General features: G+C 37.8%; 24 protein-coding genes. 16 read left to right on the top strand and 8 right to left on the bottom strand.

The features are described from left to right. Positions 1-116: 116 nt before the first annotated feature. Together KYJ26_RS11770 and KYJ26_RS11765 are read right to left on the bottom strand one after the other, a co-directional pair. Complete coding sequence (locus tag KYJ26_RS11770; protein ID WP_219167460.1) at positions 117-1,322, bottom strand: YhgE/Pip domain-containing protein; 1,206 nt, start codon at positions 1,320-1,322, stop codon at positions 117-119. Between the two features lie 53 nt (positions 1,323-1,375). Beyond that, positions 1,376-1,960, bottom strand: a complete 585-nt coding sequence (locus KYJ26_RS11765; protein ID WP_219167459.1) for a TetR/AcrR family transcriptional regulator — start codon at positions 1,958-1,960, stop codon at positions 1,376-1,378. A 407-nt stretch (positions 1,961-2,367) separates the two neighbouring features. Here KYJ26_RS11765 and KYJ26_RS11760 point away from each other — a divergent pair, with 407 nt between their 5' ends. Continuing rightward, positions 2,368-4,284, top strand: coding sequence for a 3'-5' exonuclease (locus KYJ26_RS11760; protein ID WP_219167458.1), 1,917 nt, complete (start codon positions 2,368-2,370; stop codon positions 4,282-4,284). A gap of 46 nt (positions 4,285-4,330) precedes the next feature. Here the strand turns inward: KYJ26_RS11760 and KYJ26_RS11755 are convergent, their stop codons facing one another. Continuing rightward, positions 4,331-4,993 carry a GIY-YIG nuclease family protein gene (locus KYJ26_RS11755; RefSeq protein WP_219167457.1) on the bottom strand — a complete coding sequence of 221 codons (663 nt, stop codon included), beginning with the start codon at positions 4,991-4,993 and terminating at the stop codon, positions 4,331-4,333. Positions 4,994-5,207: 214 nt separating this feature from the next. Here KYJ26_RS11755 and KYJ26_RS11750 point away from each other — a divergent pair, with 214 nt between their 5' ends. Further along, on the top strand, positions 5,208-5,603 hold the full coding sequence (locus tag KYJ26_RS11750; RefSeq protein WP_219167456.1) for a hypothetical protein: 396 nt from the start codon (positions 5,208-5,210) through the stop codon (positions 5,601-5,603). A gap of 38 nt (positions 5,604-5,641) precedes the next feature. Here the strand turns inward: KYJ26_RS11750 and KYJ26_RS11745 are convergent, their stop codons facing one another. Beyond that, positions 5,642-6,754: a hypothetical protein gene (locus KYJ26_RS11745; RefSeq protein ID WP_219167455.1), complete on the bottom strand. Its 1,113-nt coding sequence runs from the start codon at positions 6,752-6,754 to the stop codon at positions 5,642-5,644. A 111-nt stretch (positions 6,755-6,865) separates the two neighbouring features. Between KYJ26_RS11745 and KYJ26_RS11740 the strand changes: the two genes are divergently transcribed. Then, positions 6,866-7,906: a hypothetical protein gene (locus KYJ26_RS11740; protein WP_219167454.1), complete on the top strand. Its 1,041-nt coding sequence runs from the start codon at positions 6,866-6,868 to the stop codon at positions 7,904-7,906. Between the two features lie 27 nt (positions 7,907-7,933). Further along, positions 7,934-8,536, top strand: a complete 603-nt coding sequence (locus tag KYJ26_RS11735) for a hypothetical protein (protein WP_219167453.1) — start codon at positions 7,934-7,936, stop codon at positions 8,534-8,536. A gap of 103 nt (positions 8,537-8,639) precedes the next feature. Here the strand turns inward: KYJ26_RS11735 and KYJ26_RS11730 are convergent, their stop codons facing one another. Further along, positions 8,640-8,813 carry a hypothetical protein gene (locus tag KYJ26_RS11730; protein WP_219167452.1) on the bottom strand — a complete coding sequence of 58 codons (174 nt, stop codon included), beginning with the start codon at positions 8,811-8,813 and terminating at the stop codon, positions 8,640-8,642. 25 nt (positions 8,814-8,838) lie between these two features. After that, a complete protein-coding gene (locus KYJ26_RS11725; RefSeq protein ID WP_257474979.1) occupies positions 8,839-9,153 on the bottom strand; it encodes a helix-turn-helix domain-containing protein in 315 nt (104 codons plus the stop codon). Between the two features lie 206 nt (positions 9,154-9,359). Here KYJ26_RS11725 and KYJ26_RS11720 point away from each other — a divergent pair, with 206 nt between their 5' ends. The 7 genes from KYJ26_RS11720 (at position 9,360) to KYJ26_RS11690 (ending at position 17,262) form a co-directional block, all read left to right on the top strand. Then, positions 9,360-11,300 carry a DNA/RNA helicase domain-containing protein gene (locus tag KYJ26_RS11720; RefSeq protein ID WP_219167450.1) on the top strand — a complete coding sequence of 647 codons (1,941 nt, stop codon included), beginning with the start codon at positions 9,360-9,362 and terminating at the stop codon, positions 11,298-11,300. A gap of 37 nt (positions 11,301-11,337) precedes the next feature. Continuing rightward, positions 11,338-11,661: a nucleoside triphosphate pyrophosphohydrolase gene (locus KYJ26_RS11715; RefSeq protein ID WP_219167449.1), complete on the top strand. Its 324-nt coding sequence runs from the start codon at positions 11,338-11,340 to the stop codon at positions 11,659-11,661. A gap of 20 nt (positions 11,662-11,681) precedes the next feature. Then, positions 11,682-12,668: an HNH endonuclease gene (locus KYJ26_RS11710; RefSeq protein WP_219167448.1), complete on the top strand. Its 987-nt coding sequence runs from the start codon at positions 11,682-11,684 to the stop codon at positions 12,666-12,668. Between the two features lie 589 nt (positions 12,669-13,257). Continuing rightward, positions 13,258-14,304: a DNA cytosine methyltransferase gene (locus KYJ26_RS11705; RefSeq protein WP_219167447.1), complete on the top strand. Its 1,047-nt coding sequence runs from the start codon at positions 13,258-13,260 to the stop codon at positions 14,302-14,304. 25 nt (positions 14,305-14,329) lie between these two features. Then, positions 14,330-15,736: a protein NO VEIN domain-containing protein gene (locus KYJ26_RS11700; protein WP_219167446.1), complete on the top strand. Its 1,407-nt coding sequence runs from the start codon at positions 14,330-14,332 to the stop codon at positions 15,734-15,736. Positions 15,737-15,751: 15 nt separating this feature from the next. Then, positions 15,752-16,780 carry a DNA (cytosine-5-)-methyltransferase gene (gene dcm / locus KYJ26_RS11695; protein ID WP_219167445.1) on the top strand — a complete coding sequence of 343 codons (1,029 nt, stop codon included), beginning with the start codon at positions 15,752-15,754 and terminating at the stop codon, positions 16,778-16,780. Positions 16,781-17,010: 230 nt separating this feature from the next. After that, on the top strand, positions 17,011-17,262 hold the full coding sequence (locus KYJ26_RS11690; protein ID WP_219167444.1) for a DUF819 family protein: 252 nt from the start codon (positions 17,011-17,013) through the stop codon (positions 17,260-17,262). A gap of 315 nt (positions 17,263-17,577) precedes the next feature. On the opposite strand, the gene KYJ26_RS11685 is transcribed toward KYJ26_RS11690, so the two are convergent. Then, positions 17,578-18,753: a DUF262 domain-containing protein gene (locus tag KYJ26_RS11685; protein ID WP_219167443.1), complete on the bottom strand. Its 1,176-nt coding sequence runs from the start codon at positions 18,751-18,753 to the stop codon at positions 17,578-17,580. Positions 18,754-19,589: 836 nt separating this feature from the next. Here KYJ26_RS11685 and KYJ26_RS11680 point away from each other — a divergent pair. Then, the gene (locus KYJ26_RS11680; RefSeq protein WP_219167442.1) at positions 19,590-20,024 is read left to right on the top strand and encodes a hypothetical protein; all 435 of its coding nucleotides are present in this window, start codon (positions 19,590-19,592) and stop codon (positions 20,022-20,024) included. A 390-nt stretch (positions 20,025-20,414) separates the two neighbouring features. Here KYJ26_RS11680 and KYJ26_RS11675 read toward each other — a convergent pair whose 3' ends face one another. Continuing rightward, positions 20,415-20,999 carry a hypothetical protein gene (locus tag KYJ26_RS11675; RefSeq protein ID WP_219167441.1) on the bottom strand — a complete coding sequence of 195 codons (585 nt, stop codon included), beginning with the start codon at positions 20,997-20,999 and terminating at the stop codon, positions 20,415-20,417. A 228-nt stretch (positions 21,000-21,227) separates the two neighbouring features. On the opposite strand from KYJ26_RS11675, the gene KYJ26_RS11670 reads away from it, so the two are divergent. Genes KYJ26_RS11670 through KYJ26_RS11655 form a run of 4 tightly spaced genes read left to right on the top strand, consistent with a single transcriptional unit; the run spans position 21,228 to position 24,057 of the window. Next, complete coding sequence (locus tag KYJ26_RS11670; RefSeq protein WP_219167440.1) at positions 21,228-22,088, top strand: hypothetical protein; 861 nt, start codon at positions 21,228-21,230, stop codon at positions 22,086-22,088. After that, positions 22,085-22,396, top strand: coding sequence for a hypothetical protein (locus tag KYJ26_RS11665; RefSeq protein WP_219167439.1), 312 nt, complete (start codon positions 22,085-22,087; stop codon positions 22,394-22,396). The genes KYJ26_RS11670 and KYJ26_RS11665 overlap by 4 nt, the downstream gene beginning before the upstream one ends. Further along, positions 22,350-23,705, top strand: coding sequence for a replicative DNA helicase (locus KYJ26_RS11660; protein WP_257475019.1), 1,356 nt, complete (start codon positions 22,350-22,352; stop codon positions 23,703-23,705). Before KYJ26_RS11665 ends, KYJ26_RS11660 begins: the two co-directional genes overlap by 47 nt. Beyond that, positions 23,692-24,057 (top strand): hypothetical protein, encoded by a 366-nt coding sequence (locus KYJ26_RS11655; protein WP_219167438.1) that lies wholly within the window; start codon positions 23,692-23,694, stop codon positions 24,055-24,057. Before KYJ26_RS11660 ends, KYJ26_RS11655 begins: the two co-directional genes overlap by 14 nt. Positions 24,058-24,131 lie beyond the last annotated feature (74 nt).

Here is a 24,131-nt window from a genome sequence, read left to right as displayed (position 1 = left end):
TTTTAAACTTTAAAAATAATTAATTCTAGGAATCTACTTTTAAGTGCTAATAATCTATAGTCCATTTTAATTAATTCACAAAAAAACAATGATCATATAGTTAATTCTTACTAAGACTAAGACAAAACGTTCTCTTGAGTAGGAGACTTACCTTTCAATAGTCCTGGGTTATCTTGAAAACTAACCCTTACAAATGCGATAAATAACACAATTGTTGTAATAATGAATAATGTTAACATATTGTTTGCAAGGGTATCTCCCCCAAAAATTACAGTATAGTAGCCATCAGCAACATACGTTGCTGGTAAATAGAAACTTACGGCATGATAAAAACCTGATAACATTTCTTTTGGAACTATTACTCCTGAGGTTACTAGCTGTAATGAAAGGAAAATAATATTGAAAATCATACCGCCAGGACCAAATAAGATAATAAACATTTGCGTTAAGCTTAAAAAGGAAAAATAAACCAAAAATTGAAATATGCCAGTCTCAAATAGTGTTGTAGTCATTTCTATATTGAAAATAGCTAAGAAAAGTAATGTAATAATAGCTAAAAGGATCGATGAACCAAAGTTAATAATTTGTCTTGTTAGAAAGATTGACCATTTATTAAAATGATTTTTTAGTCTTATTGATACAGTATTGAGGTTTAGACTCATAATCATGGACCCCACGAAAGAAGCTAACACTATCATCATAGGGACCATAGTAGCCGAAAAACCACTAGTATTGTTTGTTTTTACTACGGAGGGATCAACTAATTGATTACTTAAATTAAGTATGACTTTTGAAATATCTCCTGATATGTTTTGAGCTGTTTTTTGGTCTGGTATAACTTTACTTATTTGTCCAGGCATGGTCGATAGGATAAGTTGCTGTTTAAAAGCATAAACATTTGAGTTAACTGATTGGGTTATATTTTGTGCTGCACTGTCCATAATTTGTTTTGCCATAGAGGCATTTGCTTGATTAATGAAATACGTTATTTTTGTTTTTCCTTCTCCCTGTAACTGATTAGAGAAGTTGGCAGGGATAAATATTACCATATCCAAATTTCTTTTATTCATAGCTTTCTTTGCCTTAGTTATAGACTGGTAAGGTTTTATTTCAAAAGGAACGCTTTTCTTTAATTCTTTCTCAATCTTTGAGCCAATTAATCCATCTTCATTTACTACTCCAATTCTTAACTTTTCTACACGGTCTGAAACACCACTATATGCAGTCATCCAAATACAAAAGAAAATTAACAAGAATGAAATAGCTGTCGCTATTCCTACTAAAGTTTCGGTATTTTTAAAAAATTGTTTAAATGTTTTCATTGTTATCTCTCCTTTTAAAGTAAGTACATACTTGCATAATTTTCGATAAAAAACTAGGGGGTTAAACCCCTAGCAAAAAGCTCAACACTGTGTTTAATGAACTTTTTTTCAGAACTTGAAATAATATTATCACCAAATTGTGATTTAGAAAGGAAATAACCAAAGTTCAACCATATAAAATTCATTGCTTGAAAGTCGACATCAGTATTAATTAATTTTCCTCTTGTTTTCATTTCAGTAAAGTAAGAAACCAATAGCATCTTTAATTGCTTAGGAATCTGCATTATTAATTCATTTAACTCTGGAAATATGCCAGCCTCTCTAATACCTATAAAAATTAAGTCTTTTGCTTTCTCTAAATACATATGATATTTTTCAGCTATAATCCACAAGTCATGTTCAAGATCCCAATTTATTTCTTCGCTAATGATTTTCTCTAAATTAGGACTAAAAGAAACGGATTGAAGAAGTGCATCCATAATACCTTTTTTATTTCCAAAGTGACGAAAAATGGTTACTTCATTAACTCCTGCTTTTTGTGCTACGGCTCGCGTGGTTGCCCCTTTATAACCATAATTTCGAAATAATTCTGTAAATGCTTTAAGTATACGTTCAGATGTATTTTTTGATTCGTCCATGATTATCAACTTCCATTTCATGCAAGTAATTACTTACATTGTTAGATTAATGGATATTTTTAGAAATGTCAATAACTTATTTTGAAATGTTTTTGAGTTGTATTTATTTAAGTGAAATGCATTCCTTATTGAAAATGCTTTGCTTTTATGAACTGACACATCTAGTCCCTTTGAGAATTGGTAATGCAGTAATACAATGGATAAAGTTTTCAAAATGTGGTGACTATTTATTACACTTCGTTATTGTAGAGAAAATGCAGATGAATATTTCTGAATGAAGGCTCTTTGCAAACTTAAATAAGCCCTTAGTTTGAATGTGAACTAAAAACAAAACTAAACCATTAAATGTAAAAACACCACAACTTTTGTAGTATAATATAACCATCACAAACAGTTGGAGTGTTCACATGGCTTACACCATACCAGAAGCGATCCGATCGTCGGCTACGGCTGGGGAGAGGTTGTTGTTTCGTACGTTGAAGACGTATTTGCCAGATGATTATATTGTGTATTATGAACCTGAGATTCATGGGAAGCGGCCTGACTTTGTTATTATTGGGCCGGATTTGGGTTTGGTTGTGTTAGAGGTTAAGGATTATACGAAGAATACGTTGTTGCAGTTGAATCATGATGAGTGGATTTTACATACGTCTTCTGGGGAGCAGAGGAAGACGAAGAATCCTTTGAAGCAGGCACGGGATTATGTGTTTCATATTGCGGATGTGTTGAAGAAGGATAAGAATCTTGTTCAGTTGGAGGGACGATATCAATTTCAGCTGAAGTTCCCTTATGGATTCGGTGCGGTTTTTACCCGTTTGCATCAGAAGGATTTTATTGAGAATGGGTTGTATGCGGTGGTGGAACCGTCCTTCTGTTTGACGAGGGATGAGATTGATCCGGAGAAGGATGGTTTCTCAGAAGAGAATTTAATCGAGAAGATCGTGAATATGTTTACGATTCCGTACCGGTTACAAAATCCTCTCTCAAAAGAAGAAATGGATGCGATTCGGTATCACTTGTTTCCAGAGGTGCGAATCAGTGCGGAGTTCAAGCAGCCTGTTCCGTATCAGGATCAACTGTTGCTATCGCTACATGATATTAAAGCGATGGATCTTCATCAGGAGAACTTGGCGAAGCAGATTGGGGATAAGAACCGGCTGATCCGTGGAGTCGCGGGGAGCGGGAAGACGCTAATTCTTGCGAGCAGGGCGAAACTACTCGCTAAAGAGCAGCCGGACTGGAAGATCCTTATTCTCTGCTACAATATTTCCCTTGCCCGGAACATTGAGCAGATTGTCTTCCATATGATGAATGAGCCTGATAATCTCTTTGACTTTGATTTCTCCGGCTCTGGAAATGTCCAAGAGAAGAAGCATCATATCTCGGTTCGTAACTTTCATTCTTGGCTAAAGAATGATCTCAAGATTAAGGAAAAAGAGCTGCCAACCGTGCTCGAAAAGATTAAAAACGGGGAAGCGATTCTCCCTACATATGATGCGATCCTGATTGATGAGGGACAGGACTTTGAATCTTCCTGGTTTGAACTGGTATCGGGTCTTCTTAACCCAGAAACCAAGTCTCTTCTATTAGTAGAGGACCGAGCTCAGTCTATCTATAAACGAAAAAGAAGTTACCTGCAGGACATGGGCCTCAGCTTCCAAGGAAGATCGAAAGTGTTAAGCATCAATTATCGGAACACTGCCCAAGTGGTTAAGTTCGCATGGGACTTCTATAAGACGCATTCCTCGTTAAAGAATAAAGTGGTTACGAGGGAATTCGAAGGCGAAATCATCGCTCCGCAAAGTACACGAAGAAAAGGAATCGAGCCTGCTATCATCAAGAAAGGTGATTTCCAACAGGAGGCAAGGTTCGTAGCCAGACAAATTAAAAAGCTGAACGAAGAGAAGCATGTGCCGTTCTCGGAAATGCTCATTCTATACCGCATCAAGAAATCATTCAGCACAAGCTACATCGACACTCTAAAGCGCGAACTTCAAAAAGAGCAGATTGACTACTTCTGGTTAACGGAAAATAGTGAATCCAAGCGGAGCTTCGAGAAGGATGATAACCGAGTCAAAATCAGTACGATCGACAGCAGTAAAGGGCTCGACTTTCAGGCGGTCTTCATTGTGAATGTGGATAATATGCCGTTTGCACTGGAGGAAGACGTGGAAAGAGAAGTGTCCCTTCTATATATCGGGATGACACGGGCGAAAGAGTATTTATGTCTGTCGTATTCAGGAGAATCGGAATTCACACAGTACTTTGATCAATGCCTTATCGAAAGAAAAGAACAGAAGAAAACAAGCGAGAAAAGTGGATGACATAAAGAAAAGGTATGAGCAGCACGCTGTTCATACCTTTTTCTTATCAGCGTTTGACGAACTCTTTCTTCTTAATGACACCAGATTCAACGAGATTCTTCAAAGCCCCTTGATTCTTAAAGCGGAAATAGACCGACAGTCGCTTCAAGTCCATTTGGGTTAGAGCAGATTCTTCAACAGCAAGGGAATAGGAAGATCCTAATCTTTTAATCATCGATTTCGCGTAATCCAATTGTTTAGGCGTTAAAGGCTGCTCATTGCTCAGTTGGGAGTGAGTGCCGATTGTGCCTGTAATCTCAGGAGTATACGAACCACTTTTAATCCAAGCAACGTCTTCACTAGAGAAATCATACCACTCACCCTGTAACTTTTTCGAAGCGAAGTGGTCATGGAATGCTTTCTCGGTCGATTGAACATCACCGGATTTAATCAAATACACCAGGTGATAATCAAAGGGCTGTTTCACGTTGAACACATTCAGGCTTTTATCAATGGTCGTGGAGCTTACGATTTTGAACCAGCCATTCATATGTTCCTGGATGATATTCACGTATCCTGGCTGAGGGCCTTTAGGAGCCGTGGACTGAATGATGCTTTCTAGTTTAGACGGGTCCGTTTCGTATAGGAAAACCTTTTGAGTTTGTACGATGATTTCAGGTTTGGCTTCATCTTTGGCTGGTAGGAGTTTTGAGAGTAGTTGTTTTAGCATTGGGACACCTCAACTGTTCATTAGACTATTAAGATTATTTTACCATATTATTACACACTTATAGGCACTTAGTTACAATGGAGATTTTTATCTCATGTGTAATTAATCTTAAACAATCTTGGTTAAAGATCATTCTTAATCAAAAAAATTGCTAAGAACAGATTACACACTTTTGTGGTACGATGGAAAAAATAGAAGAATATGGAGGATAACAATGTCTGTTCCGAATAAGCAATTAGTCGTATCAACGGTAAATGAGAAATATCAATGTGCATTATCCAATATAAAGAGAAAACAAATTATGTATGAAGGAACTAGTAGAGGAAAACGGATTGTCCTTTGTACGCCATCTTCTAAACTACATGTAAATGGTAACGGGTGGTTTGATTTAACGACGAAACAAGTGGATTTATTAGATGATTCGCATATTGCTATTCTAGCTGTGCGACTTGAGGGGAACCAAATTCATTATGTGGACTTTAAAGAGTTGCGTAAGTTAATGACTCCGGGTGCGATGACGAGGAATGCTACGGAGGGTGAGTATTGGAAGTTGTATGTGTGGAAGGATCATTTGAAGGTGATGGGGAATGATAGGAAGTTCATAATATAGCTATTAAGGGTAAAGATGATCTCTTTACCCTCCCATTATTACATGTACTCAGAGATATGGTTGAGTGTATCCTTTAGACCATCATAACTAATTTGTCCCTGACCAAAAAACGGAGTCGAAAGCAAAGCGATTTTTCTCTTTGTGTCGAGTCTAATTTCATAAAGAGCGTATTGTTGTTTCTTATAGGACCAGTTGTCCACAAGAATGATAGAATCTAGATGCTCTTTTAAAAGGTGAAGGACATCCCTTTCATAAGCCACTAGTAGTTTTACATCTTTATTCTCTAATAACGTATCTATTAATAATTGAATCCTCTTTTGGCTCGTTTCTTTATAATATTCTGCTACGGAATTCCAGATATGTTCATAAGGAGCGATTACATTCTTTTGACGTTTAGGAAGAGGGTATAGTTCACACAAATAGTGATTTGAACGTTTGCTGCCTAATCGTTTCTCATTGAAAATAAAGTCTCGTATGGAGGAGGAGTTAACTACTTCATTATTCATACTCAATAGAAGGGCTGCACAGTAATTCCAAACCGTGGCTCCTTTAAAGGAATTTATGTCGATTTGATATTGATTTTCCCAGACATCATAAAAGTCCATATGAAGATGGAAGTTCTTACGTAGCTGCAAGCTTTCATGTAAGGTTGTCGTTTTTTGTCTCCAGATTTCAGCTCCGCCTTCTTCTGTTCCAATGAACCAGATCGCTCCATTAGGGTTACCATACCCGAGCCAGTTATAAAGGCAGCTTCGTACTAATTCTGGTGATGGATTATCCTCTTCTACCCTTTCTTCTGCTACAACTTTTTCAACAGGGCGCTCAACGATGAATGATTTCTCTTTTTGTCCCATTGCGGATATGGCGTCCATTATCACTGCATTTAATTGCTCCCTTGTGAAAGACTTAATTTTAATCATTTCTCTTGGATCAATGTGCTCTTTATACTTCTCTTTCATTTGCTGACCCATATATCTGGAGAAGATATAGCCATTAAATGAGCCATCTTGATTGCAAGAAATCTCTTTAGCAATTTGTTTTCCCCTATGAGCACTATACCTAACGGAATAACTGTACCTCTCACCAGACATTGTCTCTTGAAGCTCTGAATAGGAAAGGAATATCGTTCTCGCCTCATTAAACGTTAGCATTCTTTCAACCTCTTTTCATGAACTTTTTAGTAGGAATATCCTCCTTATATGTTACCATAATATTACATTATTCATTACATCTATAAACAAAAGTGCCAAAGGAGATCACCAATGATTAAAGAAATCATTTCAAACTACCACCATGAAACCACCCAAGACCCACATCATCGCTTTAAATCCTGGGAACACTGCTACCGGTTTTTCTCTAAGCATCATCAGCATCTTGAGGATGAAGATATTTCTGATCAGGCATGTCTACAGTTAGCGTTTTATCTGGCCAGCTGGGGGATGTTAAGGGGAAGTTCTTTCCTATTGTTCAAGGATTATAAGGTTCATCAGTATTTTATTCGTGAGGTCGTAAGGAATCCTGTATACAAAGATCCCTTTCAAATGAATGAAGGCGAGTTCTTAGATGTGGGTACCTTTAAAGATATGGACAAGCTCATTGGGAATATAAGAAATGTTTATCTAGATAATATTACCGTTTTGCAAGGGAAGGAAGTAGAGATCAATGTATCCGATACCCTTGTGACAAAGATTATGCTTGGAGTATTTGGGAACGTCCCCACCTATGATAGGTACTTTAAAATGGGGATAGCTCTATTTGGTTTCAACCAACAGCTAAACGCTCGATCATTGGGGGAATTAGCAAATTTCTATAATGAACACGTCGGTGAGTTTAGAGCATGTAGGAGACTTCTTGATTCAGGAGATATACACTATACGCCAATGAAATTAGTCGATATGTATTTCTGGCAGATTGGGTATATGCTTGAAAGCTCAGATCAGTTTGAAGAGGAAATTAGACAAGTGGTTCAGTTTGCGACTGATTACAAATTAAAGAAAAGGAATGCACCCATGGCAAGGATTCAGTCATCTACTAAAAGTGTCGCTGAAGGTTCGGGTTTAACGGATTCTATTAGAAAGCATATTATGACCATCTTAAATGAAGAAGCTAATAGAGGTAGCTTCTATATAGATATAAGGTCAGGGGACATTCATAAAGAGATGGGGTTGAGGAATAGAATCGTTCCTGTATGTAATGCCATGTTGTCATTAGGGGCGTATAGATATCAAGTGTTGCATAGGACGGCAAGTGGTTTTAGTACGACGAATGTTGTTCGGTATTTTTTGAAGGAAGAAGTGAAATAAGAAAACTTTTTAGTTAAGGAGAACTCCATGGACCATTTTAATCTTATGCAATTCTTCGAGGGCTATGTAAGGAACTATAGAAGACTAAATCTCTCTTCGGATCATAATATATCCATGTTTACAAAGAGAGAAATAGACTATTTTGCGAGTTTAGGAGAGATGCTCGGCTTTGATGTATTTATTGAAGACCGAAAAGTAGATAAGGAGAAGGGACGATCACGACCTATGGATTTATCCTGGTGGAAGTGGGATAAGCGGATCAGTGATGATACATATGTCTCCTTAGACCTACATTTAGAGCGTGAGAGCCAGTTTCACAAAGATGTGGAAACCATTGAGAAGTTATTTTCTGAAACGGAAGAAGGATATCAACCTACGCACGTCATTGGTATTCAGTATATAGAATCTAAGGAGAGAATTGCATTTCTTAACAATCTTATTTTGGAGAAAAATAGTACCCAACAATCTCAGACCTTAATGATATACCGTATTTATAACCAAAATTCAGAGGGGCAGCAAGTATATGCATACTGGTTTAAGACTGATAAGACAATTGAAGAGCGACGAGCATTCTGTAAGGAAGATGATTTTGGGTATTGGTTTATGGGGTTTGAAGAAGAGATTTCATAATTGTATTAAGAGGTAATCAAGTGATCAATTTCGGGGAGGCTCCCTTTCTATTAATATCAAACTGTAAATAAAAATCAGGTTTTTTAGTAATTAAAGCAGTGGCTTACCTCCCCCGTAAGCCACTGCTTTCTTCCTTCACCAACCTAATTACTTCCTTCACATCCGAACCCCTAAATATAGAAGTAGATTGATCATTCTCCGTAAAATAAATCTCCCCATAAGCATTCTTCTCATCAAACCCAACAATCTTAAAACGGTAAACCTGCTTATCCTTCATCAACACAAATTCCTGCTTTTTAATCTCAATCACCTCTATAGTATAGATCTGAGTTTAGTTGTTTTAATGCAGAAGAGTTATGGTCTTTATGTTTCTCTATGTTCTCCCACACTTCTTCGTTTAAGCGGTCCAGGCTGATCCCCAATGCTACGGCAATTTTCGATAGGGTATAGGATTCAGGGGTTCGTTTACCCCGTTCAATATTGCTTATGGTGGTTCGAGCCAGGCCTGCTTTTTCTTCTAGTTCTGCCTGAGTATAGCCCATTTCGTTTCGTCTTAATCGTAATAAAATGGATATGTACTTTCCGTATAATTCCCGTTCCGTCAATGGTTTGTCCAATACTTTGACCCCTTTTACAACCATTATCAAATGGTGAAAAATGGCTTGGAACGGACAGATCGTCAACTTATTGAAATAAATGGAACTTAATTAAACTATTTCTCTATATGCATCTTTACTTAAAGGTTAAAATTAGGGAGATGCTTGCTAAATCCCAAATTTAACTAAATAATAGGAATATACTGTTAGACGAAAGGCTGACGATAATGATCGTATATGAAGCTACTAAACAAGATTTTCTTGAAGATGTTTTTCATGATGAATTAGTCAATAATATATGCAGCAATTACACGTCGAAGATTGGAAAGATCAATGAGCGGGAAGTTCGCTCTTGGGATAATTCGATGCAGTACATGTTTCGGGTTCTTAGTGAACAAGAGATTCCTAGTGACGCTGGGGTGGCGATTGAGTTTAAGATTCCGCATACGTCTCGACGGGTGGATTTCCTGATCTCTGGGAAGGATGGGGAGAAGAATTCCATTGTGATAGTGGAGCTGAAGCAGTGGGAGTCTGTTGAGGTGATTAAAGGGAAGGAAGCGATTGTAAAGACGGCTATGAATCGCGGTCTGGTCGAGACGACTCATCCATCCTATCAGGCTTGGTCGTATGCGTCCCTCATAAAGGATTACAATGAGAATGCTCAAAACGCGGAGATGGAACTGTATCCTTGTGCGTATTTACATAATTACTTGAATCAGGGGGAAGAAGATCCCCTGACAGATCCGGTCTATGATTATTATATAGAGCAGGCTCCAGTCTTTGTGAAGGGTCAGGCCAAGAAGCTCCGGGACTTCATCAAGCGTTATATTCGGGTTGGGGATAACAAGGAGAACCTTTATAAAATAGAGAATGGTCGCATCAGGCCATCAAAGTCACTTCAGGATTCGTTGAATCAAATGCTGAAGGGCAATGATGAATTTGTGATGATTGATGATCAGAAAGTGGTATATGAGGAAGCCATTCATTTGGCAAAAGAAGCCCTTCGCACTAATACAAAGCAGGTACTGGTCGTCCAGGGTGGTCCGGGAACTGGGAAATCGGTTCTTGCTATTAATCTATTGGTCCACTTAACCAATCTCAACATGGTCTGTCAGTATGTTACGAAGAACGCGGCACCTCGAAACATTTATTCTACCAAACTGAAAAAAGATTTCAAGAAGGGACATATTGATAACCTGTTTAAAGGATCCGGAAGCTACTTCGATGCTCCCAGGGATGAGTTTGATGCGCTAATCGTGGATGAAGCCCACCGACTGAATCTGAAGTCCGGGATGTTTCAGCACCTCGGTGAAAATCAGACAAAGGAAATCATCGAAGCATCAAAGCTTTCCATCTTTTTTATTGATGAAAGGCAGCGGGTCACGTTAAAGGATCATGGAAGTCTTAAAGAAATTGAACGATTCGCCAAAGAAAACAATGCACCGCTCACGATCATGAACCTTGAATCTCAATTTCGCTGCAGTGGCTCCGATGGTTACTTAGCATGGCTAGATGACGTTCTTCAGATCAGAACAACAGCAAATGCCAATTATATCGGCAGTCAGTATGATTTCAAGGTTTTCAACGATCCGAATGAACTGAGAAACGAAATTGAAAGAAAAAATGCCAACAACAAATCTCGAATGGTTGCAGGCTACTGCTGGAACTGGGACAAAGAGGGGAAGAGCAACACGGACTATCATGACATTGTTCTTGATGAATTCGACTTTAAAATGAGCTGGAACCTCGATAATTCTGCCACCTGGGCAATTGATGTCGATTCTGTCAAAGAAGCCGGCTGCATCCATACGTGCCAGGGTCTGGAGTTTGAATACGTAGGGGTGATCATAGGGGATGACATGAGATATGAACATGGACGGATAATCACAGATCATACCGAAAGAGCTAAGACTGACTCTTCATTGAAGGGTATAAAGAAAATGATGAAGGAAGATCCAGAGAGAGCTGAGAAGGTAGCGGATGAGATCATACGGAACACGTACCGGACGTTGATGACTCGTGGGCAGAAGGGCTGCTATGTGTATTGTACGGATCCTGAGCTAGGGGAGTATTTGAGAGAGCGGTTTGAAGAGAGTAGTCGGGAATATGATGGGAATGAGTTTTTTATAGGTGGAAGTATGGTTGCTGAGGGGAAAGCGGATTATTAATTAAGTTTGATAACTACATCTATTGGAGGAATGTTTAATGCCTACATATAACAAATTAGTGCGGGATAGAATACCAGAAATCATTGAAGCAACAGGAAAAGCTTTTACAACAAGCGTTCTTTCCGAAGAGGAGTATCTAATTGAATTGAAGAAGAAGAGCTTTGAAGAATTAGAGGAATACCACGATGCAGAAACCAGGGAAGATGCAATAGAAGAATTGGCCGATCTAATGGAGATTGTTCATGCGTTTGCTAAGTCTCATAAAACATCACTAGAAGAAATAGAAGCAATACGGCATGAGAAAGCTGAAAAAAGAGGCGGATTCGATAAAAGGATTTTCTTGAATGAAGTAGAGGATTAAATGAAAAAGGATGGGACCCAATGAGTCATAAGCTAAAGGTAGGAGAGCTAAGAGAGATATACTTAACGGATGAAGAGATCTGGCGGACTTTCACAATCATCCTTTCAAGCAAATCAGTAAAGTCATCTACCTATAAATATGCTCTAATCAAAGCACTGATCGAAAATTTATATCAAATAGATGAGGATTTCAAAGTTACTTATGACCAACTCGCATACACGTTTACAAAAGTGTACTGGAATTTAATCATCCATCACAACTTAACAAATCAAAATAGCGGTAAAACGGCAAGAGTGGTATCGATTATCAAAGAAGAACAGAGCAAGCATTCAATTCCATCAGAAATGGTTTTTGATAAAATACCTGATTCCCTACAATTAAAGTTAGTCAGTAAAATTAAAGCAACTATGAAGATAAATGTATTTGGGGCATTATATGGTGATACAAGGGGACAATTTTATGCCTTTGATCACAAAACGGAACTGTTAAGGTTCAATCCAGCTGTCCATGCTTTCATGTTGAACTATCAAAGACTCATTACGAATCTTACAAACTATCATATGGCAGCAATGATTGAGCAACTTAATGAAGTCCCAAGCATTAACTATCTTTTAGAAAAGGTAGAGAGTATTGCTAAGAGATCTTCACTTAGACCTTTTGAGGATATACTTTTATCACATTTTTCAGCACAGTGTTTTTATTGTAATAAGGCACTGAGTGGACAAAAGAGAGAAACACACGTTGATCATTTTATTCCGTGGTCATTTGTACAATCTGATCATATATGGAACCTTGTATTGGCGTGCAATAAGTGTAATAGCTCAAAAAGTGATAAGCTGCCGGAAAGAGGTTTTCTTGAGGGGATAATAGAACGTAATGAAGAGTTAATGTACCCCGTAAATAATGACCAGTTGAATAAGCAGATGCAGAATTATAATCCGAAGAAATTGATTATGCTTTATGATTACTCTGTTAAAAATGGATTTGATGCAATTTGGGCCCCTTGATCAAAATGAAGGTGAAATAGAATATATCTTTCCCTTAAAACCTAACCCTTAAAACCTAAAGTTGCTTGTTCAGTGCTGAAAGGCACTCAAAAAGAATATTCTGTATTGAGTTATCTTTCAAGAGATAAAATATTCTATTATAACAATAAATTAAAAACAATTGTAATGTAAGGTATATCACGAGGACGTCTGTTGAAGTAGATCATCAATTTTTTGATGGTCTACTTTTTTCTAATGAAATTGCAAATTGAATTTCACCAAAATATTTATAATACCAATATATTTATAATTATGAAATGACTATAGTAGTGTATAATTCAAGGGAATTTATTATATTAGCCATTTTTTCTAATCCGTTTTGTTATGTATCATTAATTTACATCTTTTGTCATTATTATATATAAGGTAATATTTAAAATGATAGAATAGGAACGTATGTTTGAATTTTGCACTATTACTTAATATTGATTTTCATTTAGCCTTGTGTTCTTTTTTGTTACAATTAATTATCACGCATGAATTTACACAGGTGAATTTGATTACTTGAATTGAGTTAGAAATTGAAATTTAGGTTTAAGGAGATAAAAACATGAACATCATTGACCTTTTTAGTGGCTGCGGAGGATTATCATTAGGTTTCGAATTAGCTGGCTATAACACACTTTTAGGAATTGATAACGATAAGGCAGCAATAAATACTTTTGAAAAGAATCATAAAGGGAGCATCGGGATCACTACTGATATTACAGAAATTTCGGGAGAAGAGATTAAAAGATTAGTAGGTGGTAAAAATATCGATGTAATTATTGGAGGCCCCCCTTGCCAAGGTATGTCTTTAGCTGGACCCAGGAAATTACATGACCCAAGGAATAAACTTTACTTATCATTTATCAGGATTGTGAGAGAACTACAACCTAAAGCTTTTGTTATAGAAAATGTTCCAGGTTTAGTAAGTCTATTTAAAGGAGCAATAAAAGAAAGTATCTTAGAAGAATTTCAACAAATGGGTTATAATGTTAATTATCAAATGTTAAATTCTGCTGATTATGGTGTTCCTCAAACACGAAAAAGGGTGTTTTTTGTAGGATTAAGGAATGGAGAAAGGTATTCTTTCCCAGAACCAAAAATTTTCTTTGAAAATGATAGATTAACTACTGAAGAAGCAACATGTGATTTACCATTATTGGAAGAAGTTCTTGGTAATGAAATTGAGCAATATACATGTGACCCACAAAATGAATACCAAAGATTCTGTCGAAAGAATTCAGAGGTTATTTATAATCACCAGGCTACTAACCATAATGAACAAACGAAAAAAATAATAAGCTTCGTTCCAGAAGGGGGCAATTATAAAGACTTACCTGAACAATACAAAGGCACTAGGAACTTTAATGTGGCGTGGACAAGATATCACAGCAAAAAACCAAGTTTAACTATTGATACGGGGCATCGCCATCATTTCCATTATAAAGCTAATCGCGTACCAACTGTTAGGGAGAATGCAAGGTTTCAATCCTTTCCAGATAGTTTTATTTTTTATGGGAATAGAACTCAGCAATATAGGCAAGTAGGAAATGCCGTTCCACCATTGTTAGCAAAATCAATTGCAGAAGAATTATTAAAATATCTATCTTAGTTTTTACATTTTGGGGTGAAAGCATATGACAATTTACAATGTACCGAGCAAACATTATTTTAGATTACATCATCCAAGACCCCGCTTCAAGAATGACATAGAAAATGTTTTAATCTACATTGCTTCTGAAATAGCAGCTATTGGAAAGAAGCCAATTAAGGATTTTATTTTAGATTTAGATTTTGCAATAAAAAAATATCCTGGTAATCTTTCAAAAAAACAAAAAACGATAAATAACTGGCGTACTGAAATCGATGCTCTATTTTCTTTTATAATACAAGAAGGAAGTTATCTAAAACCAAGTATTCGAGCCTTAGAATTGGCGACTAATCAAGATTTAGTGAAATTTTTTAAACTTTTCTGCTATCACTTCCAATATCCAGGCGGTTTTTTAAAGCCTCATATTAATTTAGAGTATTTAAAAAATAGGATTAACTTCCGACCATGTTCATATATCCTTGAGATGTTAAGTGAAGCTGAAGAAAAGGAAGGCGTTCGAGCAGGAATTAGTAAAACGGAGGCGACACACTGTATTTTTAATGACCTTCGTGTAACTAGGGATGGCAGATCATCAAAAGATACTTGGAAATTGATAAGAGCAAATAGACAAAAGGATTTAGATTACGATTGGACGGGTGATGTAGTAAGATACGCTGGGGATATACTTGATTATATGGTTCAAGCAAACCTACTCGTTAAGCGTCCGAACAATAAATACTATATTAATCAAGTAGAAAGTATTTCTATCCATAGGTTTTTAAATCCAACCAATGATTTATTTGATTATTATAAGGGAATTTCTGATATTTCTTCGCTAACACTTGATGAGGTCAAAGAGTTAGATTCCGAGTGGGTTGCATATTTTAATACTGAGCGTGAAGAAGGGTTCTTTGACACTGATATTCTTGCTCTAGTTGCTGACACATCAAAACAATATCAAGAGTTAAAAAGTCTTATTGACTTAGACAGAATTATAGCAGAAGGTGGATTGTCTTCTACTGGTAGTATAGGTTCAATTGGTGAAAGTTTAATCTTGACTCACGAAAAGAAACGAATCGTTCAAGAAGGTAGACCCGACCTTGAGCATCTGATAAAATTAATTCCTACGATGTATGCTATAGGGTATGATATAAACTCTAGGGACATTGATGAGACTCACCGTAATATAGAAGTGAAGACAACATCAAGTTCCACCCCTCTAGCTTTCATGCGTTTCCATTTAACACCGAATGAATGGAGTGCAGCGGAATCTAATAAAGAAAGGTATTATGTATATCGTTTAATGGTTACTAAAGGTTCTTTAAAACTATTTGTTATTCAGGACCCTGTAGGAAATTATAAAAATGGCAATTTGTCTGCAATTCCGCGAAATGGGATGGATATTATTTTCGACCCTAAAAAATGTGGTGAAGAGGAGACACTTTTAATATAAAGAAGGTGGTTAAAAATGTTTAAAGTTGCCTCATTGTTTTCTGGTTGTGGCGGAGGAGATTTAGGACTCAAAGGCGGTTTTGAGTTTCTAGGAGAACAATATGAAAAGCTGCCTTTTGAAACAGTTTATGCAAATGAAATTGATGAAAAAATTGCAGAAATCTTTAGTGAAAACTTTGATGTTATTCCCGATGTCAGGGATATAAGAACTGTTCATGAGGATGAAATTCCGGAACATGATATATTAGTTGGTGGGTTTCCATGCGTTTCTTTTTCAATAGTGGCACAAAATCCAAAGAGACTTGGCATTAAGAATGATGTGAGTGGAAAACTGTTTTTTGAGATGGTTCGTGTATTGAAAAAAAAGCAACCAAAGGCTTTTATTGCTGAAAACGTTAAAGGTCTTCTTTCTGCAAATAAAGGAGAAGCATTTCCGTTAATTATTAAGGAATTCGAAAATGCAGGATATGCAGTCAGCTATCGACTTTTAAACGCAGCTGAATTTGGAGTTCCTCAAAATAGATTTCGTGTATTTATTATAGGAATACGTAATGACATTAATATTGATTATAAATTTCCTGAGCCCACTTATTTTGAAGAAGGTACTCTATTTGACAAAAATTTCATTCCATTGAAAGATGTTATTTTCTCTGAAAATGAAATAGATGAAAAATACTATTTTAGTCAAAGAGCTGTTGAAGGAATGTTAAGAGCGAAGAAAGATATGAACAAAGGACGAGCCCAAGATATAAATAAACCATGCAATACAGTTGGTGCCCACCTTGCAAAAGTAAGTCTTAATAGTACAGACCCTGTTCTAAAGATAAATGATAGATATCGCAGATTTACACCAAGAGAAGTTGCACGAATACAGGCTTTTCCTGACAATTACAAACTGGTAAGAGCAGAAGGAACACAGTATAAAGCACTCGGTAACGCGATTCCACCTGTTTTAATGTGGAATGTTGGAATGAAATTAGCTGATGGTTTAACAGAATATGTGAATGGAAACCAATGTGCAAAAAAAATAGAGTTAATAAGCTAGAGAAATATTGAAAAAGAACGGCTACAAAAATGTCGTTCTTTTTTGTTATATAAAAAGGAAAATAGCTTGGGCATCAAAATAAGGGAATCTTACATTTTAATTAATTCTTCACTTTTCTAGTTCATAACCTTAATCGTAAAAAGGAACAGTATTTATTCAATTCTCAAAATGATTCATTTTTTGATTATTATTTAGTCCTACTTAATGATACCTGAGACAAATTCGTATTTGTGTTTATTATTGTAGTAGTTAACCTGGCTGTGTCACTGACGGCAGGAAAGCTATTAAAGTATGACCTTGAAGAGATCCTTCTAGTGAACAACGCCAATGTGGGAGGCCGACAACCGCTGCTGCGATGGCCATTGCGAAAGGGTGGAAGGACTTGCTTGGTCGGTCCCATACTTGTGGTGGGGACCTTGGGGTATATTATTGGGAATTATATTGGGACGACATTGGGATTGTGTTTTTCTGCTTTATTGTGATAGGTTTGGGTGAGTACTTTTATAAACTAGAAAGATCTACACCTTTGTATCATTTATCTTATTTTCATATATATTCCATCAACTCTCTAACATCTTCTTAATTTCTTTTTCTGGTAGTATTGCATTATCTTCCTCTTAGTTCAACAAAAGTAAGATCTGTTTTAATTTAAAAGCACTTCGTATTTCCCCGTAAGTATATTATGTCGTCTTGTTTCGTTCGGAAACACACCAATGTTTTTCCGAATATTATATTATGTAAAAAGCCATCGCACAAGAGCGATGGCTTTTTTGAGATTGTTTACGTAGATTATAAAACTAACATTTTAGTAATTTATCAAACATTAATCGTCTTTCCTGGTTTGTTTTATTTACGAAATTAGATCCATTATACCAATCAATAACATTTTGTTTGTTTCGTTCCGATAAATTCATGTCTTTATTATAAGTAAAGTATCCAGTTAGATAGGTAATATAATCAATCCTAGTAGGCTCTGCTAAGTTGATTTCGTTAATGAAATCTAAGGCTTTATCTAAACCTTGTAGTGTCATTTCAAAACAAGTTCTTAATTGACTTGGTTCCATGTCACTTATAAATGACTCTTTTTTATCAGATGCCATAGGGCTGTAATTTAATGAGTGTCCGTCCTTACCGCTAACTAATTCAAAAGCTGAATTTAAAGTAGCTAGAGGAATAGATACTTCTGTATTTTTTTGAACAAATAAATGGTCAAGGCCTACAAGCTCCAGTTTATCTCGGAAAATATTCGAGTATTCTTTATAGAAATCCAATCCTTTTATTTGTAATCGAGTAAGTTTCATTTGAATTTCAGGTACTCTACTACCTGCTAAGTTTAGTACATCAAACCATTCAATTTGTTCTTCGCCAGACAAGTCTTGTGCATAATTAATGGTGTAAAAATAATTAAGAAATTTAGTTCTTATTTGGCCGAGCAAAGAAGATACATCATATTCTGCTAGTAGTGGATTAGATCTAATATATTCAGTATAGATTCTTGGTTCTTTGTTGTATAAAACACCAACTGGAATCTGATTCTTCTTAATATCACTTCCTTTTAAATCCAGAAACTTCCCTCTAGTTACATCTAATACAATTTCTCTAATAGATTCATCGTTTGTATATGCTTGAAAGTTAGTTGAAATTCTTTGTTGACCATCAATTACACTAAGTTTACCCTCCTGTAGCTCTTCTATTTCACTTCTATTTATCAAAGTTACATGTGGCATATCTAAACTCTTAGGACCAGTTCTATTCATAGAAATAGGTGATACTGGTGCGAATCCATTTAATTGGAAATTGTACAAATCCACCTTTTTCTTTGTGGTCCATGCCAAATCACGCTGAAAAATAGGCATTATAATCTGTTCTGATTCTACATCTTGACATAGTTGACTAATTGATTTCTGGATGGTTTCCTTTGTTGGATCATTGAATGCATTTCTTTGTAGTGCTTTATTGATTTTAATTGCCATAAATTAGAACCTCCATTATTTTATATTTAAGCTGCTTGATAATATCAGTTTAATTTTAATTCAGTAAGAAGTCAATAAATATTTGCAGCTAATTAAAATAAGGCTAAATTTAATGGTTTTTTCCTCATTAATTAGAAGCTGCTAAAAAAAGCAGCTATTAAATTCATACAATAAAGAAAAGTGAAGTAATACTTTTTTTCTTTTCAATTGGATTTATGATTTAGTCAACGAACATTTGGGTTTTACCCTATATTTTCGTTGACACGGATGGATTACCTATGGGACGGAGCGGATCATCTTGAGCGACTTATAGACGAATGTACCAAGGGTCTGATCCCAAACTTCGAGGACGGTTGTACTAAATGAGTACATGCTAAATCATCACGAGAGTGAGTATATTAATACGCTTCAGGATGTTACATAGACAAAATAAATAAAATGTAATCATTTCCCTTTCTTAAATGGTAAAATATAACCAAAAGAGATTTGAGGTTTATGTTCTGAAAAAACAACAAAATGTCTCGGGTTGCCCTTTATCGAAAACTAAAATGGCCAGAAGCCACGGGAAGAAATTGAGTCAAGAGATTTAAAGAAAATGTACTACCTTTTAATGATGGCAAGAAGAAATATTTTACTGAAAATACCTAAATGAAAATGGTTTTAACAGCCAGGAAATGATCATATTGTGAAGATAAGTAAAAATTTGAGGGGAGCTTTAAACAAAACTTTATTATTGATATGGTAAAAAGGATTTTGCAGATTAAACAATTGATAAGATATTCAGTTATTTACATTAAAACTTGGTGAATTTATAAAATTTTACGGGGGGGGATAAAATGACTAATAAGGTCAAGCCATCTAAAGTAGATGTAATAAAAGTGGATTCTAAAGACATTGAGGTACTAGGAAGAAAGGAAAACTTAAATTCAGTAGGTAAAGAGATTGCAGTTACCATGGCAGTTGAAGCAGGTAAAGCATTTATACCGATTGCATTAGAGGCTATCAAGAAAAAGATTGAACTAGATCAAGAAACCCAAAAACTCATAAGAGATGATAAAAGAAAAATACTTAATAAACGTGCTGAAACATTAATATTGCAAATTGAAAATGAGGAAGGCAAAGAAGATTATAATCAAGAACGTATTAATAGATGGTGTAAGGAACTAGAAGATATAATGAAAAAACAAGATGTTATGAATGCAAAAAGTGAAAGTTTTACTAAGGGAATGTTATTTACTGCCAAAGAATTTCTAAGTTCTAAACTCAAATAGTAAGGGAGCTCTAACGGGTTCGTTTTGATTACTTGAATCTCCAGTTGGTAGTGATGCAGTTCTAAAAAGGCATTTATTCGTTATGGCAATTTTTTAGCTAAAGAGTAAAATTCTCTCCCCCTTTGTTCTACTTGCGACAGGGCTAATGTAGAACAAAATAAATTAAAACAAAAGAAACATCGCTGCACAGTACAAGAATACTATTCAATAGATAAATGATATACAACAATCAAAATAAGGCTTTATATACAAGATTTTATAATTTGTATATAAAGCCTTGATTTCTATTCAAGTAAAATACTTCCGCAAACTAAATTTCCAGATTCAAAAGGGGCTCTACCTTTTCATTCCGATCTAACCCCACGTAAACATTCACCAGTCTTTTTCCTTCTATTTATACTGTACCTCTGATGATTTCTCTAAGTAATTAGCAATAAAAGCTACATTTTCCTGATGTCCTTGATCCCCTTCCTTAGGAATATAAAACTTACTCTGAGACTTCCCATCCCCATCATAAAAAAGAAGATGTCTAGAAGTAGATACCACTTTTAAATTCTGACCAATCCGATATTGTCGATTTCCAAGTAAGAAGGCATTTTGATCCTGATCAAACACAATCAAATATTCTTCATCGTTTGCTGGCTGGTATTTCTCTTTTAAACGTCTGGCTGATTGTTTTAGGAAAACATGGATTCTGAAGCGGAATAAGAGATACAGCACGAGGAGTACGACAAGGGATAAACCTAATGCCAATAGAGCTGGGACCATCACTTGCGATATAAATGCGAACATCACCGGGGAAGATGTATTTGCTGATTCTTGAAATTCATGATTCCAGTACAAAAATAATACTATGGAAACCGCGAACAATCCTATGTTTCCAAAGAAATAAACTTTTCTAAAGTAGGGCACGTATTTGAGGAGCTCATAGTATCCTTCATCAAACAGCTTGAATGTGAATGTTTTCTTTTTCACATAAGGTCCTCCTCTCTATTGTTCATTACTTTAAGTCTAATTTATATAGATGAAAGTTCAAGTGTCTTCATGCCATTAAATGGTGTATTCATTAAGTTCATATGTTCTCCTTCAACCATTCGGACCCCACCCGAATGTTTTTTTATAAAAAATTATCCATAGGGTGTCCCTTTCACTCCCATCTCCCTATATAAAGGGTGAAACCAAAACGAAATAGGAGTGATTGTAATGAATGGATGGAGAAAGTTGGAGACAGGTATGTTGGATAAGGAGACGTTTCATCACCCGGAGGATCTTCGGTTGTATGTGTTGATTCTGTTGAATGCGACGTATCAAGGCGGGGTTCAGGTTGGGGGTGTGGTGCTTGGGGAGAGGCAGTATGTGCGTTCGCTCCGGAAGCTGCGGGAGGATCTGTGGTTCTATAATGGGAAGAAGATTGATGAGTATTCGCATTCGCGGATTCAGCGTTCGATTAAGCGGTTGGAGAAGTGTGGGTGGTTGAAGGCGGAGAAGTATGAGCATGGGTATGTGTTTACGCTGAGGCCGACGAAGGATTTCGCCTGTGGGGAGTATTTGAGTTGGATGGGGATGTCTAAGAAGGAAGAGGGACGTGAGGAATCCGGTGGTGACCAGCCTGATGATGGGGCTGGTTCCGGAGGGTCTTCGTGCGGCGAAAAGGATGTGAAACAGGTGCGAAGAGAACCTGCAAACAGACTTAAGAACTTAGAGAAAGAAGAGATCTTAGAGAACAACAACATCAACACCACTGCCACTAGAGACGCTAAGGATGTAAATAGACTGCAGGCGCTGATCGGGCATTTCGTTGGCAGGAGGGGACAAGGGTTTCTGTTGACGCCGATGGATCACGTGGCGATGGAGCGGATCAGCTTGAGCGAGTTATCGACGGATGAGCTGATTCGGTTTATGGATGAGCAGTTTGACAAGCAGGAGAGCATCAATCCGAAGCTGACGATCAATAGTCCGAAGTATTTGGAGAAGGCCCTTGAGGCGTATATCACTCCTCGGGAATCGATGGAGGACATGGATGACTTCTTGGACGGGCTTGAGGAGATTGTGACGGAGGCATGACGTCGGGGGAGTTCAGGGAGCTGGTGAAGATGATCAAGGGAGCGTATCCTCACCGGCTGCTCAGTCGTGAGACGGCGATCATCTGGTTTCGGCACCTGAAGGACTGTGAGTATGACGGGGTGAAGAGACGGATCCAAGCTCATATCAGAGTGAGTCCGTACATGCCGACCATCGCTGAGTTGTATGAACAGCCGGTGAAGGAAACGACGATACTAGAAACCATGGAAGCGTGGGAAAAAGAAGGAGCGATACGAATTGAGGATGAACGAGGAAACGAATGGACCCGACCTGCACCACCATGGGGCTGAGGAGCAGCTGCTTCGGGAGTTGCATGAAGCGGAGAGCATGATTATTGGAGCGGTCCTTCTGGATGCGGATGTGTTCGATACACTGACCTTGGAGGAGAAGCATTTTAGCCTGGTGAGGAACCGCCTCATTTTTAAAGCGATGAAGGGGCTGCAGAAGAAGCGGCTCGAGATTAATCTGGTGATGCTGATGGAGGAGCTGGGGGATGATATTGAGAATGTGGGTGGGGTCCAGTTTCTCCTGGCGCTTGCGAACTACTGCCCGACGACGGTGAACATCGAGCAGTATGAACAGATTGTGCTGAAGTATTACGAACTGAGCCTCATCAAGAATTCGGCCCATCACTTCCTGAACGCCTACACCCCGGAATCCGCACAGGGCCTCTACAAGGCACTTATCGACATGCATACGAACACCATCACCGACGAAGAAACGAAGGACGACATCATTATGGATCTCTATGAATCTCTTTACATGGAGAGGGACGGACTTCCCGGTGTCTCGACGGGATTCGAGAGCCTGAATGCCTTGACAGGAGGGTGGAAGGAAGGGGAGCTCATCATCCTGGCGGCGAGACCCTCCATGGGGAAGACGGCTTTTGCCATCCAGCTTGCTTGGGAATGCACGAGGGAGAAAGGGGTGAGCATGGTGTTTTCTCTAGAGATGAGTTCGAGGCAGATCATGCAGCGATTACTATCAAGTATCACGGATATTAACATGATGAAATGGCAGAATCCGTATAAGTATTTGACGAAGGACGAGATGCCGAGGATGCACGGGGCGATGAATGCGGTGTACAAAGCGAAACTCGAACTCTCGCAAAATGGGATGATCACCCTGACTGAGATCAGACAGCGGATCATGAACCTGAAGCGGGAATACCCGACGGAGCCGTTTCTTGTGGTGATTGATTACCTGCAGCTGATCACGTTGAAGGAGCGGTTTGACCGGCATGATCTCGCGATTGGGCATATTACGAAGCAGCTGAAGGGGATGGCGAAGGAGTTTGGGATTCCGATTATACTGTTGTCGCAGTTATCGAGGGGAGTGGAGTCCAGGGATGACAAGCGGCCGAGGTTGTCAGATCTGCGTGACTCGGGGAATATCGAGCAGGATGCAGATGTGGTGTTGTTCCTGTACCGGGATGATTACTACTATCCGGACTCGAAGAACGGGTCGGAAGTGGAAGTGAAAATTGCGAAGAACCGGAATGGGCCGGTGGGGACGGTGAAGTTGGATTTTGTGAAGGAGTTTGGGCGGTTTCGTGGGGGATGGATGAAGCGGGGGGAAGGTTCTGTTGGTTTGGTTTGAGTGGCGGCCGGGGGGACAGGTCCCTTGGCTCATTGATGATGAATGGGGAGGGATTGGGATGTTGGTGACGGAGTATGCGAAGGGGAGTGAGTTGGATTTTCGGATTGAGAGTTTGAAGGTGTATGGGGTGTTGATGGGGTTGTTGGGTGAGGAGCGGGAGAGGCGTGAGGATGGGTATGGGTTGGTGAGTTATCGGGAGTTGTGGGAGGGATGTAAGGGGGCTGGGGTGTTGAGTGGGGTGGATATGGGGTTTGCGGTGATGATGGATATGGTGGGTGTGTTGGAGGATGGGGGATTGATTTGGAGGGAGAGGGTTAGTGGGGGGGCGTTGGTTGAAGGGATGAAAAAATAGAGAAGCTTGATAGTAGAACGTGATGTTTTCTCCCCGGGCTTACCAATAACTAGGGTGTTATGGTTACTAGTGGG

This window comes from Rossellomorea orangium, from assembly GCF_019334305.1.
GTDB lineage: Bacteria > Bacillota > Bacilli > Bacillales > Bacillaceae_B > Rossellomorea.
This window is presented reverse-complemented; position numbering and strand designations above follow the sequence as displayed.